At 73.3% G+C, this 15,140-nt stretch carries 12 protein-coding genes; 7 read left to right on the top strand and 5 right to left on the bottom strand.

From position 1 onward, the window contains the following. Window positions 1-133: 133 nt before the first annotated feature. The 3 genes from PUR26_RS04005 (at window position 134) to PUR26_RS03995 (ending at window position 2,498) form a co-directional block, all read left to right on the top strand. Entirely contained in the window at window positions 134-739 is a 606-nt protein-coding gene (locus tag PUR26_RS04005) for a YdbC family protein (RefSeq protein WP_329869261.1), read from the top strand. 175 nt (window positions 740-914) lie between these two features. Further along, complete coding sequence (locus tag PUR26_RS04000) at window positions 915-1,574, top strand: histidine phosphatase family protein (protein ID WP_329869260.1); 660 nt, start codon at window positions 915-917, stop codon at window positions 1,572-1,574. Window positions 1,575-1,586: 12 nt separating this feature from the next. Beyond that, entirely contained in the window at window positions 1,587-2,498 is a 912-nt protein-coding gene (locus PUR26_RS03995) for an ADP-ribosylglycohydrolase family protein (protein ID WP_329869258.1), read from the top strand. Between the two features lie 271 nt (window positions 2,499-2,769). Here PUR26_RS03995 and PUR26_RS03990 read toward each other — a convergent pair whose 3' ends face one another. Continuing rightward, window positions 2,770-3,513, bottom strand: a complete 744-nt coding sequence (locus PUR26_RS03990) for an NADPH-dependent F420 reductase (RefSeq protein WP_329869257.1) — start codon at window positions 3,511-3,513, stop codon at window positions 2,770-2,772. A gap of 195 nt (window positions 3,514-3,708) precedes the next feature. On the opposite strand from PUR26_RS03990, the gene PUR26_RS03985 reads away from it, so the two are divergent. The 3 genes from PUR26_RS03985 (at window position 3,709) to PUR26_RS03975 (ending at window position 6,775) form a co-directional block, all read left to right on the top strand. Further along, window positions 3,709-4,404 (top strand): type 1 glutamine amidotransferase domain-containing protein, encoded by a 696-nt coding sequence (locus PUR26_RS03985; protein ID WP_329869255.1) that lies wholly within the window; start codon window positions 3,709-3,711, stop codon window positions 4,402-4,404. A 936-nt stretch (window positions 4,405-5,340) separates the two neighbouring features. Then, window positions 5,341-6,051 (top strand): ribonuclease HII, encoded by a 711-nt coding sequence (locus tag PUR26_RS03980; RefSeq protein ID WP_329869253.1) that lies wholly within the window; start codon window positions 5,341-5,343, stop codon window positions 6,049-6,051. Window positions 6,052-6,142: 91 nt separating this feature from the next. Next, a complete protein-coding gene (locus tag PUR26_RS03975; protein ID WP_329869252.1) occupies window positions 6,143-6,775 on the top strand; it encodes a hypothetical protein in 633 nt (210 codons plus the stop codon). A gap of 341 nt (window positions 6,776-7,116) precedes the next feature. Here PUR26_RS03975 and PUR26_RS03970 read toward each other — a convergent pair whose 3' ends face one another. Continuing rightward, window positions 7,117-7,746, bottom strand: coding sequence for a hypothetical protein (locus PUR26_RS03970; protein WP_329869250.1), 630 nt, complete (start codon window positions 7,744-7,746; stop codon window positions 7,117-7,119). A gap of 840 nt (window positions 7,747-8,586) precedes the next feature. Between PUR26_RS03970 and PUR26_RS03965 the strand changes: the two genes are divergently transcribed. Continuing rightward, a complete protein-coding gene (locus PUR26_RS03965) occupies window positions 8,587-10,746 on the top strand; it encodes a RecQ family ATP-dependent DNA helicase (RefSeq protein ID WP_329869249.1) in 2,160 nt (719 codons plus the stop codon). Window positions 10,747-11,000: 254 nt separating this feature from the next. Here the strand turns inward: PUR26_RS03965 and PUR26_RS03960 are convergent, their stop codons facing one another. The 3 genes from PUR26_RS03960 to PUR26_RS03950 are packed head-to-tail and all read right to left on the bottom strand — an operon-like array spanning window position 11,001 to window position 14,910. Beyond that, window positions 11,001-13,067, bottom strand: coding sequence for an iron ABC transporter permease (locus tag PUR26_RS03960; protein WP_329869247.1), 2,067 nt, complete (start codon window positions 13,065-13,067; stop codon window positions 11,001-11,003). 5 nt (window positions 13,068-13,072) lie between these two features. Beyond that, on the bottom strand, window positions 13,073-14,053 hold the full coding sequence (locus tag PUR26_RS03955) for an iron-siderophore ABC transporter substrate-binding protein (RefSeq protein WP_329869245.1): 981 nt from the start codon (window positions 14,051-14,053) through the stop codon (window positions 13,073-13,075). Continuing rightward, a complete protein-coding gene (locus PUR26_RS03950; RefSeq protein WP_329869243.1) occupies window positions 14,050-14,910 on the bottom strand; it encodes an ABC transporter ATP-binding protein in 861 nt (286 codons plus the stop codon). Before PUR26_RS03950 ends, PUR26_RS03955 begins: the two co-directional genes overlap by 4 nt. Window positions 14,911-15,140: the final 230 nt, after the last annotated feature.

The following is a 15,140-nucleotide window of genomic DNA, read 5'->3' as shown; positions in this document are numbered from 1 at the left end:
GTGCCAAGCTCTTTGCCCATGGTGTCACGCGGCCACCACGGACAGTCCGGTGTTTGCGGTTCACCCACGTCGATCGGGGCGCGGTGCGCCAGGAGAGTGACCCGGGCCACGTCCGGCGCCGTACGATGGCGCGGTGCTGGTCAAGTGGATTCGCTGCACCGTGGTGGACCGTCGGGGATTCGAGCGGGGGCAGCGGAAGTGGGCGGGGCTACCGGGTGAGCCGGGATTCCGGGGACAGGGCGGCGGATGGAGCCGAACCCGGCCCGGTGTCGCGCATGTCTTCGCGTTCTGGGAGAGCCGGACGTTCTACGACTCGTTCATGGCGCGGTCGCACGACAGGCTGGCCGCCTCGCAGACGGGTACGTACAAGGACATACAGGTCAAGCTCTTCGACTATCGCTTCGATGTGAAGACGGGCTTCGAGCCGCGTTTCACGGACGCCGACGTCGTGCGCGTGGCACACAGCAGGGTCCACGAGGAGCGGGCCGAGCACTTCGCGCTCATGCAGGAGAAGGTGTGGAACCCCGCCATGGCGGGATCGCCCGGGATGCTCCGGGGGGTGTTCGGCGAGGCGCCGGGGAACGAGTTCCTGGTGCTGTCCATGTGGCGGTCGGCCGCCGAGCACGGCAAGTACCGGACGGAGCGTGTGGAGCGGCTCGCGCTCCGTGCGCAGACCGAGGCGGACGTGGCCGCGCTGACGGGTGACGTCGTGGACCTGGAGCCGGCCTGGACGGTGTGATCCGCCGCTCGCGGGTCACGGAGGGCGGTCCCCACGGGGGCGTGCCCCGGATGCGGGCCGGAGTGCCGCCCGGCGGACGCACCACCCGGATGGCGGCCGGACGCCCGGTCCGGACGCGCCCGGCCGGGGCGGGCGAGCCCGGCGGGAACCGGGCGAATGACCTTAGGGTCGTGTCATGGCTCGTCCCCGGCGCATCGTCCTGGTCCGGCACGGAGAGTCGGAGGGCAATGCCGACGACACCGTGTACGAACGTGAGCCCGACCATGCGCTGAGGCTCACGCCGTCGGGGCGCCGGCAGGCCGAGGAGACGGGCGCGGGCCTGCGCGAACTGTTCGGGGACGAGCGGATCAGCGCCTACATCTCGCCGTACCGCCGCACGCACGAGACCTTCCAGGCGTTCCGGCTGGATCCGGCGCAGGTGCGGGTCAGGGAGGAGCCGCGCCTGCGCGAGCAGGACTGGGGAAACTGGCAGGACCGCGACGACGTCCGGCGGCAACGGGCGTACCGCGACGCGTACGGCCACTTCTTCTACCGGTTCGCGCAGGGCGAGTCCGGCGCCGACGTCTACGACCGGGTGGGCGCGTTCCTGGAGAGCCTCCACCGGAGCTTCGAGTCCCCCGACCATCCGCCGAACGTCCTGCTGGTCACGCACGGACTGACCATGCGGCTTTTCTGCATGCGCTGGTTCCACTGGACGGTCGCCGACTTCGAGTCGCTCTCGAACCCGCGCAACGGTGAGACCCGGATCCTCCGGCTCGGCGAGAACGGCCGGTACGCGCTGGACCAGCCATTCGAGCGCTGGCGAACCCCGGAACCGTACGGCTTCACCGGATAGAGTGGCTGTGCGATGACCGCTGACTTCTCTCTCGACCGGCGCTTCGAACGCGCCCTGGCCAGCCTGCGCGGACTCTCCGTGGGAGACGCCCTGGGCTCCCAGTTCTTCGTCCCCGCCAACTATCCCCTGCTGAAACGGCGCGAGCTGCCGCCCGCACCGTGGCAATGGACCGACGACACCGAGATGGCCTGCTCCGTCGTGGCCGTGCTCGCCGGACACGGCCGTATCGACCAGGACGCGCTCGCCCGCTCCTTCGCCGAGCACCACGACTTCGACCGCGGCTACGGCCCGGCCGTCAACCGCATGCTGCGGCTGGTCAGGGAGGGCGGTGACTGGCGGGAGCTGTCCGCCGCCCTCTTCAACGGCCAGGGCTCCTGGGGCAACGGCGCGGCGATGCGCATCGCCCCGCTCGGCGCCTGGTACGCCGACGACCCGGAACAGGCCACCCACCAGGCCGAGATCTCCTCCTACACCACGCACCAGCACCGGGAAGCCGTGGTGGGCTGCATGGCGGTCGCCGCGGCGGCGGCGCTCGCCGCCCGTCCCGAGGGGCCGCCCTCGCCGGAGGAGCTCCTCGACGGCGTCGTCGCGCTGGTGCCCCGCAGCGCGGTGGGGGCCGGACTGCGGCGGGCCCGGGACATGCTCGACTACGGCGACGCGGGGACGGTCGCCGCGGTACTGGGCAGTGGGCGGCGCACCACCGCGCACGACACGGTGCCGTTCGCGCTGTGGTCGGCCGCCCGTGCCCTGGGCGACTTCGAGCGGGCGTTCTGGACCACGGCGCAGGTGGGTGGTGACGTGGATACGACCTGTGCCATCGCCGGAGGCGTGGTGGCGGCCGCGGAGGGCGGGGCGCCGCCCGCCCCGTGGCTGGAGCGGACCGAAGAGCTGCCCGCCTGGCTGCGGCGCGCCCCCGCCCGCTGAGGCGGTGGCGAGGACGCCGGAAGGGCTCGGCAGGCACCGTGCGGGTCGGGTGCGGCGCGGCGTGTACGCCGGCCCGGCCTCGTCCCTCACCCGGCCCGTCCTGACCGGGCCGGGCCGACCGGACTCGCGCCGGCCGGCCTGTGCGGTCGGCCGGGTCTCCAGGCCCGTGCGCCCCGTCCGGCCAGTGTGGCGTGTCCGGCCCGGGTGACATGTCCGGCCCGTGCGGCGGGCAGGCCCGTGCGCCCCGTCCGGCCCGTGCGGCGGGCAGGTCCTACTGGGCCCGGAAGTCCCGCGGTCGTTCCCGGGACGCCTCTGCCAGGGCCTTGGTGACCTCCGCGATGCCCGCCCGCAGCCCGTAGACCGGCGTGCCCGGCTGCTGACGCCAGGACTCGTCGATGCCGCCCGCGTCGACCGTGTCGAAGCCGAGCTGGTCGATCAGTTCCCGTACGGTCTTCTTCGCCACCTCGTCGTCGCCGGCCACCGGTACGGCGATCCGCTCCGGGTCGCCCTGCGGGCGCGGCTTGTCCAGCAGGTCCTGCGCGCCCGTGCCGTTGAACGCCTTGATCACCGGGTGGCCGATCCGCTGCTCGGTCCAGCGGCTCTCGGTGGTCCCCTGCTCGATGGGATCGATCCTTCCGTCGCGCTGGGGGTAGTAGTTGCCGGTGTCGATGACGGCCACGTCCCGCGCGGCCTCGTCGAACAGGCCGGACGGCAGGTCGGGCACCGCCTTGAGCGGAACGGTGACGACCACGACCTCGGCGCCGCGTGCCGCCTCCGCGGCGGTCACCGCCGTGGCGCCGGTCTCCTCGACCAGTGCGGCCAAGGTCCCCGGCCCGCGCGAATTGGCCACGGCCACGTCGTGCCCGAGAGCGGTGAGCCGACGGGTCAGATTGCCGCCGATGTTGCCCGCGCCGATGATGCCGATCTTCATGGGGTACCTCCCGGAGATGGGTGACCAGGTGTCGTGCCAGGCCCCAACCTCCCCGTCGGCGCGCCTATTCCGGGCCGGCGGCACCGGAGTGGTATTCCCTCCGGCGTATTGGATTTCCTATGCCGGCCACAGGGTGTCCTATTGGATCCCTATCTCCGGGCGGGCCTACCGTCGGGGACACCGCCGTACTGGCCATCTGGACACGGACCCGCCGGAACGGCCGGTCGAACCATCCGCTCCGGGCCCCCCCGCCCATGCAACCCCACGGAGATACACACCATGTCGAAGATCCTCTTTGTGATGACCGGCGCCGGGCACTGGACGCTGGCGGACGGCAGCAAGCACCCCACCGGCTTCTGGGCGGAGGAGGCGGTGGCCCCGTACGAGGCGTTCAAGGAGGCGGGCCACGAGGTCGTGGTGGCCACCCCTGGCGGTGTTGTGCCGACGGTGGACCGTTCGAGCCTGGCCCCCGAGGTCAACGGTGGCCAGGAGAACGCCGATCGGGTGGCGGAAGCCCTCGCCTCGATCACCGAGTTCCGGTCGCCGCTGAAGCTGGAGGAGGTGCGCCTGGACGCCTACGACGCCGTCTTCTACCCCGGCGGCCACGGCCCGATGGAGGACCTGGCGGTCGACGTCGATTCCGGCAGGCTGCTCAACGACGCCCTGGCGTCGGGCAAGCCCCTCGCCGTGGTCTGCCACGGCCCGGCCGCCCTGCTGGCCACAACGGACGCCGACGGCACCTCGCCCTTCGCGGGCTACCGGCTGACCGGCTTCACCAACGCCGAGGAGGCCCAGGCCGGCTTCGGCGACAAGGCGAAGTGGCTGCTCCAGGACCGGCTCGTGGAGCTCGGAGCGGACTTCCAGGAAGGTGAGCCGTGGGCCCCGAAGGTGGTGGTGGACCGCAACCTGATCACCGGGCAGAACCCCGCGTCCTCCGCTCCGCTGGCGGCCGAGGTCCTCAAGAAGCTGGGCTGACGCCACGGTGGGCGCCGACCGTCCGGCACGGTCCTGAACGCGCCGTGCCCGCACGGGCCGGCACGGCGCGCGGCGTGCCACGAGGGACGCCATCGCCGCCCCGACGGGCGTGTCACGCTCGGCGGCCCCCGTAGGCCCACGGTCGGGACGGTGCGTTTCGTCGGCTCGGCGAGCGCCCGCGCGGTCGGCGCGAGAACGGCGCGGCCGGTTCCGCGGCCGACGTCTCGCGCCGCATGAGCCCCAGGCGTCCCGGCCGTGAAACCGGATCCGCTTCGCGGGCCGGCCGGGCGTGCGCCGCGTACCGCCGACCCCCGACGGGAGAACGCGTGTACGGCGTCGGCCATGGCGGTCTTCGGCTCCGGCCGTCGAGCGCGCCATCGCCGCGCCACGGCCCCCGACCGGCAGGACCGTACGTCCGCCATGGCGAGCCCGTGCACCCCTCCGCGCACAAAGCGGCGTCGGCCGGGCCGTTCGACCCTTCGCCAGTGCGCGCACGGTACGCAGACGCCCCCGCCGCGCCCGACGCCCCCGCCCTCGATGCGCCCGAGGCCCCCGCTTCCGTACCGCCGCCGCCCTGGGCCGGCGCCCCGTACACGGCTTCCGTATCCCGCATCCCGCATCGCGCAGTAGGCGTCGCCGTCGGCGCAGTCCGCGCAGTCCGCGCAGGCGGCGTCGGCGCCGGGCGTCCCGGTGCCACGGGCCGGTTCCCGCCGTCGGCGCACGGCGATCGATGTGATCCCGGCCATGGTGATGTGCCGCTCCGCCGTATACGCAAGTGAACGTAAGCGGCGTCCACATCGCCGAAATGATCGCTCATGCAAGGGCTGTACGCCGGGTACGGGGGCCGCCCGGCGACGGACCGGACGCGGCCACCGCAACGCGGACCGTAATCCGGGTATCGCAGGCGGGTCCGGGCGGCGTAACCTATCTGGCGCCATGCCGTACGAACCACCCACCCACACCGTCGAGCGCTCGATCAGAGCGACAACCGGCGCCAAGATCGTCGCCGGTGTCGATGAGGTCGGACGCGGAGCGTGGGCCGGGCCGGTCACGGTCTGCGCCGCTGTCACCGGTCTGCGCCGGCCCCCCGCCGGTCTCACCGATTCCAAGCTCATCAGCCCCAAGCGCCGTACCGAACTGTCCGGGGAGCTGATCAAGTGGGTCACCTCGCACGCCCTCGGGCATGCCTCGCCGGAAGAGATCGACGAGCTCGGAATGACGGCCGCCCTGCGGCTCGCCGCCGGGCGCGCCCTGGACGCTCTGCCGGTGCGACCCGACGCGGTGATCCTGGACGGCAAGCACGACTACCTCGGGCCGCCCTGGCGGGTGCGCACGGTGATCAAAGGCGATCAGTCGTGCATCGCCGTGGCGGCCGCCTCGGTGATCGCCAAGGTGGCCCGCGACGCGATGATGGCAGAACTCGAAGCGGAGTCGGCGCAGTACGCCGCTTTCGGGTTCGGGGCCAACGCCGGCTATCCGTCGCCGGTGCACCAGGCGGCGCTGCGGGAGTGGGGGCCCACGCCCTACCACCGGTTGTCCTGGTCCTATCTGGACGCGCTGCCCCAGTGGCGGCACCTCAGGAAGTTCCGCGTCTCCGCGGAGGCGGCCGCACTGGAAAGCGGGGGCCAGCTCGGCTTCGATTTCTGAACTCACCGGCCAAGCCCGGCTGAACAGCTCGGTCGCACGTATGCGCCACCCGCCGGTGTGTCTCGCACCGGCGTTTGATAGACATCCTTTTATGCCTCTCATCCCCGAGGAGCCTCAGATTCACGAGAGTGCCCAGGGTCCCCGCGCAACTCCGGCCACCGGCCGCCCCGCGCCGACCCCCCGTCCCGTACCCGGTCCGCGTACCGCGGCCACGCCGCGCCCCGGCCGCCCGGGCCCCGGCCCGGCCCGGCCCACGCCTCCGGCGCAGCGCCCGCACACCGGTGCTGCGCAGTCCCCGTCGCCCCGGCAGGAGAATCGTTCCGTGCCGTCGGCGCAACCGCAGATCCAGCTGATCCCCGCTTCGGCGGACGGCGCGCTCGACGCCGCCGAGGAAGCGGTCGACCTGCTGCTCGAGACCGGCCGCGCCCCGGGCGACGTCCTGGTGCTCACGACCGGTGAGCAGCACCCCTGGACGACCCACGAGCAGTCCTTCGGCGACGCGGCCTACTGGGCGCAGCACGACGCCCGTGACGACGTCTTCTTCGCCGACGCGGCCGCCGTGGAACGCGCGTCCGTCCGGCCCGTGGTGGTCGTCGCCCTCAACGGCGGCGACGATGACGTGCCTGCCCGTGTGCTGCCCCTGGCCCTGGCCCGGGCCGGTGCGCTGCTGATCGTCTGCGGCGACCCGCAGCGGATCAACGCGGCGCTGGGCGCGGGCGTCTGAGTCGTGGACAGCTGCTGACGACGTAAGGCGCTTCCGGCGCTGCGCCCCTTGACGGGGTGTCAGCGCCGGGTGCGTCGCGCCGGATCAGCCGCGGTACGCCGTCCGCGACGCGGGCCCTGCGTCCTGACCGGCGCGCCGTCGGAGCCGCACCCTCGCGACCTGACCGGCGCACCGCACCCCCGTGGCCCGACCGGCGTGTCCCCGCGCCGCCCCGATCAGTGCGTTCCGCCGTGCGGACCGGCGCCTCCCCGGACCCGCGTCTCCTTGGACCGGTGCCTCCTTGGACCCGCGTCTCCCGGGCCTGCGGCCGGGGCGTCGCCGCGCGTTGGGCCGGTGCGCTGTCAACGGGCCGCCGTGCGCCGCAGAGGCTCGCCGGCCCCGCTCGCCGTGCGCGGAGCGGGCACCCCTTCGTGTGCCACGGTGTCGGCGAGGTCACCGGGCTGCGATCCGGAGTGGGGGCTTCGGCCGCCCCGTCCCTCGCCCAGGACCTGCCAACCGCCGCGGGTCAGCGTGATGTACGCCCCGCAGCGCAGGCCGTGCAGGGTGCAGGCGTCCCGCAGCCCCCACATCCACGCCCCGTCCTCCTCGGTCCATCTCTCGTCGCCGTCCCGGCAGTAGAGCAGGACCGCGGTACGCACCGGGGTGCGGCGACGCAGGTCGTGCGGGATCACCCGCCGCAGATGCGAGAGCAGGGCGTTGCGGAACTCCCAGCCGTCGGCGGGCACCGGGCGGCGGACGAACGAGGCGCTGGCGGCGAGCCGTTCCTCGTGGTCGAGGACGGCCACGACAGCGGTTGTCGGTGTGGGCCTGTGACGTACGTGCAGACCGCTGACCACCTCACGTGGATTGCGCAGCAGCGGAATCCCCGCCGCGGTCCACTCCGAGGGTTCGAGCATCCTGGCGAGACGGCTGGCGGAATTGGCCGGCGCGGTGATCGAGGTGGCTGCGGACGGAGCGAATCCGAAGGTCACGGTTCTCCCTTCGCATACGCGCCCACAGTGCGGGCAGGGTTGAGTGGGGCGCACCGAGGCACAGCCCTTCCGGACCGCGACGGGCCGCGCAGGGGGCGGCTTCCAATTCTTGCGGGCGTAATGGTCAGGCGGCAACGAGCAATTGAGGGCGCTGCCTGGAATGAGTTGGTATGGCACTCATATCCTGCCCATCCGAGGCCGTCGTGATGCCTTTTCCCGCCCGCTTGAACAGCGAGGACCAGCGGAAACACCTCCTCCGCTCCTGGCAGGCGCGGCAACCGCGCCGCCACCGCACGTGTCGCGCCGCTGGCCGGGAAAGCCCTCGGCGGGCCGGTCCGGACCCTCCGCGAAGGCCGGATCCCGGGCGGTCCGGGGCGGCGTCGAAGGCGATCGGCACAGCCCGCCGGCGCGCGATGCCGCTGCCGTGTCGCCCGCTGACGCACGGTCGGCAGACACGGGCAGGGGGAGTTGCGGTGATGCCTCGGCGAGGGCCTGTACGCCGGCTCCCCGAGCCGGCCGGGAGACCCGCCCGGCGGCCTTGGCGGGGGAGCGGTCCGGCAGGGGCCCGCTGCCAGGAAGGGCACTGCCGCGCGGGCCGTCCGGGCCGTCAGGGCACACCTCCCGGAGTCGCACGACACGGCTGACCCGTACCGGTCCGGTCGCCCCCGCGCCCGGCGCGCGCCCCGAGCGGGGGAAGCGGCCCGCCGTCGGGGCGGCCGGGGTCACCGGGGCGGCGCGCGGGGTGCGAGGGGCGGGGTCCGGGCGGGCGGACCGTTCGCGAGCCGCCGGTCACGCTGGGTGAGGTGGCCCTTTGTCAGTGCCATCGGGTTGCATGGGGGCATGGACAAACTGGAACTGCGCGCTGAAGCCGATGCCATCCTCGCCGAGCTCGTCGGTGCACCGGGGGGTTCGGCTCGGCTGCGGGAGGACCAGTGGCAGGCGGTGGCGGCTCTGGTGGAGGAGCGCCGACGCGCCCTGGTGGTGCAGCGCACGGGCTGGGGCAAGTCGGCGGTGTACTTCGTCGCCACCGCCCTGCTGCGCCGGCGCGGCTCCGGCCCGACGGTGATCGTCTCGCCGCTGCTGGCGTTGATGCGCAACCAGGTCGAGTCGGCGGCGCGGGCGGGCATCCGGGCGCGCACCATCAACTCCGCCAACCCGGAGGAGTGGGATGCCATCTACGAGGAGGTCGAGCGGGGTGAGACCGACGTTCTCCTCGTCAGCCCGGAACGCCTCAATTCCGTGGACTTCCGCGATCAGGTGCTGCCCAAGCTCGCGGCCACCACCGGTCTGCTGGTGGTCGACGAGGCGCACTGCATCTCCGACTGGGGTCATGACTTCCGCCCCGACTACCGGCGGCTGAGGGCGATGCTGGCGGAGCTCTCCCCCGGCGTTCCGGTACTGGCCACCACGGCGACCGCCAACGCGCGGGTCACCGCGGACGTGGCCGAGCAGCTGGGCACCGGCGCCGGTGAGGCACTGGTGCTGCGCGGCCCGCTGGAGAGGGAAAGCCTGCGGCTGGGCGTCGTCCGGCTGCCGGACGCCGCTCATCGCCTGGCCTGGCTCGCCGAGCACCTGGACGAGCTGCCGGGTTCCGGGATCGTCTACGCCCTCACGGTCGCGGCCGCCGAGGAGGCCACCGCCTTCCTGAGGCAGCGCGGCTTCACGGTGGCCTCCTACACGGGACGCACCGAGAACGCGGACCGGCTGCAGGCGGAGACCGACCTCCAGGAGAACCGGGTCAAGGCGCTGGTCGCGACATCGGCGCTGGGCATGGGCTTCGACAAGCCCGACCTCGGCTTCGTGGTCCATCTCGGCTCGCCGTCCTCCCCGATCGCGTACTACCAGCAGGTCGGCCGCGCGGGCCGCGGCGTGGCCCATGCCGATGTGCTGCTGCTGCCCGGCAAGGAGGACGAGGCCATCTGGCGTTACTTCGCCGACACGGCCTTCCCGCCCGAGGCGCAGGTGCGTCAGACCCTCTCGGCCCTCGCCGGCGCGGGACGGCCGCTGTCCGTGCCGGCCCTGGAGGCGTCGGTGGACCTTCGGCGCACGCGTCTGGAGACCATGCTGAAGGTGCTCGACGTGGACGGGGCGGTCAAGCGGGTCAAGGGCGGCTGGACGGCCACGGGAGCCGACTGGGTGTACGACGCGGAGCGCTATGCCTGGGTGGCGCGGCAGCGGGCGGCTGAGCAGCAGGCCATGCGCGATTACGTGAGCACGTCCCAGTGCAGGATGGAGTTCCTGCGCCGACAGCTGGACGACGAGGGGGCGGCCCCGTGCGGCCGCTGTGACAACTGCGCGGGTGCCTGGGCCGATTCCTCCGTCTCGGCGGAGACGCTGACGGGGGCGGCCAAGGAGCTGGACCGCCCGGGGGTGGAGGTCGAACCGCGCCGGATGTGGCCGACGGGGATGCCCGCCCTGGGCATCGACCTCAAGGGACGCATCCCGGCCAAGGAGCAGTGCTCCACCGGGCGCGCCCTGGGGCGGCTCTCGGACATCGGCTGGGGCAACCGGCTGCGCCCGCTGCTCGCCGAGAACGCGCCCGATTCGGCCGTCCCGGACGACGTCCTGCGGGCCGCGGTGGCGGTCCTCGCGGACTGGGCGCGCTCCCCGGGCGGGTGGGCGTCCCAGGCCCCGGACGCCTCGGCCCGGCCGGTGGGAGTCGTCGCGGTGCCGTCCCTGGCCCGCCCGCAGCTGGTCGGTTCCCTGGCCCAGGGGATCGCCGGCATCGGCCGGCTCCCCTTCCTGGGCTCGCTGACGTACACGGGGCCGGGCGGCGTGCACGCGGCCCGCCGCAGCAACTCCGCCCAGCGCGTCAAGGCGCTGTCCGGTGCCTTCACCGTCTCCGAGGACCTGGCCGCCGCCCTGGCGGACGCCCCGGGCCCGGTCCTGCTCGTGGACGACTACACCGACTCCGGCTGGACCCTCGCCGTCGCTGCCCGCCTGCTGCGGCGGGCGGGCAGCGAACAGGTCCTGCCCCTGGTCCTCGCCGCGGCGGGCTGAGCGTCCGGCTCGGGCGGGTACGGCCGACGCGGCAGCCCGCCGCCGTGCGCGTATGCCGACGCGGCAGCCCGCCGCCGAGCCCGTATGCCGCCGCACCCGCACGCCGTCGGCGGGCTTGAGCGTCCGGCTCGGGCGGGAGACGACGGCGTGTGGGCGGCGGGCGGCCTCGGGCAGGCGGGCCGGGGGAGTGTCCGGAAGGTATCGGCGTCCGCCCGGAGGGCGTCGCGGTCCAGGCGAGACGTTCCGGACACTTCCTAGCGGCGGGTGCGTACCAGCAGGTGGAGGAAGTACGGCGCGCCGATCACCGCGGTCATCAGACCGGCGCCGAGCTGGGCCGGCGCGATCACGGTCCGGCCCAGCAGGTCCGCCACGCAGACGAGCAGGGCGCCGAGGAGCACCGCGACCGGGACCACCCGGGTGTGCTGCCGGCCCACCAGGGCCCTTGCCGCGTGCGGCGCCACGAGCCCCACGAAGCCGATCGTTCCCGCGGCCGCCACGGCGGTGGCGGCGAGCAGCGCGCTCAGCGAGAGGAGGCCCAGGCGCTCCCGGGCCAGACCGAGCCCCAGAAGCCTCGGAGTGTCCTCGTCCAGCGACACGAGGTCGAGCTCGGTGCGCCGTACGACCGCGACGAACAGACCCGCGGTGAGCACGACCGCCAGCGGCATCACGTCCGGCATGGTCCGCCCGTAGGTGGATCCCGACAGCCAGGTGAGGGCCTTCGTCGCGTTGAACGGGTCGGTGAGGACGATCAGCAGACTGATCAGCGCCGCGGTCCCGATGGCGACCCCGAAGCCGACGAGGACGAGCCGGTTCTGCTGGAACCCGTCCCGCGCCGCGAGTCCGAAGACGAGGACGGAGCTGGCCGCGGCGCCCGCGAACGCCGCGCCGGCGACGCCCCACGATCCGGCCACGGGCACCGTCGTCACGAGGAGCACGGCGCCGAGCGCGGCCCCGCCGGAGACGCCCAGTACGGTGGGCTCCGCGAGCGGATTGCGGGTCACGGCCTGGACGAGCGTCCCGGACAGGGCGAGTGCCGCGCCGGCGAGAAGCGCCGAGAGGACCCGGGGCACGCGGGTGTCGAGGACGAAGGTGATGCTCCGGCTCGCCTTGCCCTGGACCCAGTTCATCACGTCGCCCAGGAGCAGTTTGCTGTCCCCCAGCAGCACGGCGGCGATCGTCACGCCCACGAGCAGGACGGCCAGGACGGCCGTGGTGGCGAGGAAGGTGGTCCGGCTCCTGAGGCGCAGCCGGTCGGCCTCGGCGGCCTTGGCGGTGTCCCGGACCCGGCTCGCCATGACGACCAGGAACACGGCGCCGACGAGGCTGGTCGCGACGCCGGTCGGCACGGCGACCGCCATGTCCGGCGGCACGGAGGCGCGCAGCAGCACGTCCGAGCCGAGCACGAGGACCACACCGGCCAGACCGGCGACCGGAATGCTCGCCCGCGTACGGGAGAGCGGGCGGAACCGGCGGGAGAGGGGGCGGACCAGTGCGGGGGCGCACAGGCCCACGAAGCCGACCGGCCCGGCGAGAGTGACCGCGGCCGCGGAGAGCAGCGACGCGAGCACGACCACCATGACGCGGGTGGCGCGCACGGGCACCCCCAGGCCGCGCGCCGCGTCCTCACCGAGGGCCAGGGCGTCCATCCGTCGCGCGAGGAGCAGCAGCCCGACGAGGCCCACGGCGCCGACCGGTGCCATCTGGAGCACGCCGTCGAAACCGTTCAGGGCGATACTGCCCTGGTTCCACCGGTAGAGGCCCTCGGTCTGCTGGGGGAACAGCAGGAGCAGCGCCTCGGTGACAGCGATGAGGCCGAGCGTGAGGGCGCTGCCGGCGAGGACCAGCCGTACGGTGCCCGCGCCCAGCCCCGACAGGCCGAGTACGACGGCCGCCGCCGCGAGACCACCGGCGAAGGCGATGCCCGAGGAAGCGAGCAGCGGCAGGGAGACGCCGGAGACGGCGACCAGGCCGAGGGCCAGGTAGGAACCCGCGTTGACCGCGAGGGTGTCGGGCGAGGCGAGCACGTTGCGGCTCACCGCCTGCAGCGCGGCGCCCGCCATCCCGAGCACGGCCCCGACGAGCAGCCCCGCGGCCAGCCTCGGCAGCCGGGAGGCGATGATGACGGACGCGTCGTCCGGGTCGGCCCGCCCGGTGAGCGCCCTCCAGACCTCGGGAGCGCCGACGGCGGCCGTGCCCTGCGTGATGTCGATGACCGCGAGGACCGCGACGAGCAGGACCAGTGCGGCCGTCACCGCGGCCGCGCCCGTCCGGGACGAGGCCGCCGGCGGACGGGTTGCGGAAGGGGGAGCGGTGAGGGCCATGGGTGCTACTTCGTCAGTGACTGGACGACGGAGTCGATGTACGTCGCCATGGATCCGGGGCCGCCGAACATCCAGATGCCGTCGGGCAGCCGGTGGACGTTGCCCTTCTTCACGAACGGCAGCGAGGTCCACACGGCGTCCTTGGCCAGGACACCGTTGAAGGGCGTGCTGGCCTTGTCGCCGTCGCTCCCGATGTAGGCGAACTGCACGTCGCCGAGCTTGGTGAGGCCCTCGACGTCGGTGGCGGCGAGTCCGTAGCTCGCGTCGCCCTTCACGGTCCAGGCGTTCTTCAGGCCGATCTTCTCGTTGACGGCACCGATGAGCGAACCGCTGGTGTACGGCCTGATGGAGACCTGGTTGGAGACGACGTAACCGTCGGCGAAGGCGTACTTCGCGTTGGCGAGACCGGCGTCCGAGAGCGCCTTCCTGCCCTCGGCGATCTTCGCCTCGAAGTCCTTCTTGAGCTTCCCGGCCTGCTCCGTGGTGCCGGTGGCCCGCGCGATGAGGTCGAGGTTCTGCGTCATCCGCCCGATCGGGTCGGCGGCGTCGGCGGCCTTCAGCTCCAGGACCGGGGCGACCTTGCGCAGCTGCTTCACGGCGGCCGGCGGCAGATCGCTGGTCGCGACGATGAGGTCCGGCGAGAGGGACGCGATGGTGTCCATGCTCGGCTCGCCGCGCGTGCCGATGTCCTTGGGGTCGTTCTTCAGGGGGACCGCGGTGTTCCAGGTCTTGTAGCCCTTGACGTCGGCGACACCGACGGGCTCGACGCCCAGCGACACCAGGTTCTCGACGACGTTCCACTCGGTGCCGACGACCTTCTTGGCGGGACCGTCGAGCGTCACCTTCGCGCCGGACGCGTCGGTGAGGGTGATGGGCTCGGCGGACTTCTTCTTCGCGTCGTCGGCGGCGGGCTCGGTCGTACCGCAGGCGGTCAGGGTGAGCGCCGCCGTGGTCGCGACCGCGGCGGTGAGGAGGAGGCGTCTCATGAGGTGGGGCTGAGCCTTTCACTTCGCGTGTGGTGTCGGCCGATCGCGCGGGTGCGCAGCCGGCCGGTGAGGGGGTCGGTGTCGACCTCGATGCGGATGCCGTACGTCCCGGTCAGCCGGGGGGCCGTCAGGACGTCCTCGGGCGTGCCCTCGGCGATGATCCGTCCGCCGTGGAGCAGCACGATCCGGTCGCCCACGGCCGCGGCCTGGTCGAGGTCGTGCAGAACGGCGCCGACGGCGATCCTGTGGTCGTCCGCCAGGTCGCGCATGAGGTCGAGGAGTTCGATCTGGTACCGCAGGTCGAGGTAGGTGGTCGGTTCGTCGAGGAGCAGTACGCCGGTCTCCTGGGCGAGGCAGCCGGCGAGCCATACGCGCTGGAGCTGCCCTCCGGAGAGGTGTTCGGCGCCTCGCTCGGCGAGCTCCGCGACGCCGGTCATGGCGAGCGCCCGGTCCACGGCGGCGGCCCCGTCCGGGTCCGCCTTGCCCCAGCGGCCCCGGTACGGGTAGCGGCCGAAATCGACGACGTCCCGGACGGTCAGTCCGCTGGGGGTGGGGCGCCCCTGGGTCAGCAGGGCCACCCGACGGGAGAACTCACGGGGGGTCAGGGCCAGGCCGTCGGTGTCCTCGTCGATGACGAGCGTGGCGGTCCTGGGCGGCTGCAGCCGCGCGAGGGTACGCAGGAGCGTCGACTTCCCGCTGCCGTTCGGTCCCACGAGGACGGTCACTTCGCCCGGGCGGAGCGTCAACGACGCGTCGTGGACGACATCGACGCCGTCGTACGCCACGGTGACCCCCGTGGCCGACAGCTCATGGCCGCGGGGACCCATGGCCGCTGAGATCTCTTCACCGACTATCACGGCACGTAGGTTAGCCTAACCTTAAAGACTTCCATAGTGAGGGTAGCGGCGGATGCAAGGCGAGAACGCGCCATAATTCCGCCGAGGGTTCAACGGCGGCTCCATGAAGGGGTGATGACCCGGAACGACGGACCCTGGCGTGTCCGCGGTACGGAGTCTCCGGCGACGCACCCGGCCTGACGGGTCCCCAGTCGGACCGGCGGGTGGCGCGGAGGGGTACGGGGGCCGGA

Source organism: Streptomyces sp. SP18CS02 (genome assembly GCF_036322365.1).
In the GTDB taxonomy this organism is placed as follows: domain Bacteria; phylum Actinomycetota; class Actinomycetes; order Streptomycetales; family Streptomycetaceae; genus Streptomyces.
Note: the sequence above shows the minus strand (reverse complement) of the source record. Positions and strands in the feature narration are given on the sequence as shown.

What these genes read in the sequence shown, in the direction of transcription:
- PUR26_RS03965 (WP_329869249.1), top strand. Translation starts at nt 8,587, where the DNA reads ATGGACAAACTGGAACTGCGCGCTGAAGCCGATGCCATCCTCGCCGAG.
- PUR26_RS03960 (WP_329869247.1), bottom strand. Translation starts at nt 13,067, where the DNA reads ATGGCCCTCACCGCTCCCCCTTCCGCAACCCGTCCGCCGGCGGCCTCG.
- PUR26_RS03995 (WP_329869258.1), top strand. Translation starts at nt 1,587, where the DNA reads ATGACCGCTGACTTCTCTCTCGACCGGCGCTTCGAACGCGCCCTGGCC.
- PUR26_RS03980 (WP_329869253.1), top strand. Translation starts at nt 5,341, where the DNA reads ATGCCGTACGAACCACCCACCCACACCGTCGAGCGCTCGATCAGAGCG.
- PUR26_RS03975 (WP_329869252.1), top strand. Translation starts at nt 6,143, where the DNA reads ATGCCTCTCATCCCCGAGGAGCCTCAGATTCACGAGAGTGCCCAGGGT.
- PUR26_RS03955 (WP_329869245.1), bottom strand. Translation starts at nt 14,053, where the DNA reads ATGAGACGCCTCCTCCTCACCGCCGCGGTCGCGACCACGGCGGCGCTC.
- PUR26_RS03985 (WP_329869255.1), top strand. Translation starts at nt 3,709, where the DNA reads ATGTCGAAGATCCTCTTTGTGATGACCGGCGCCGGGCACTGGACGCTG.
- PUR26_RS04000 (WP_329869260.1), top strand. Translation starts at nt 915, where the DNA reads ATGGCTCGTCCCCGGCGCATCGTCCTGGTCCGGCACGGAGAGTCGGAG.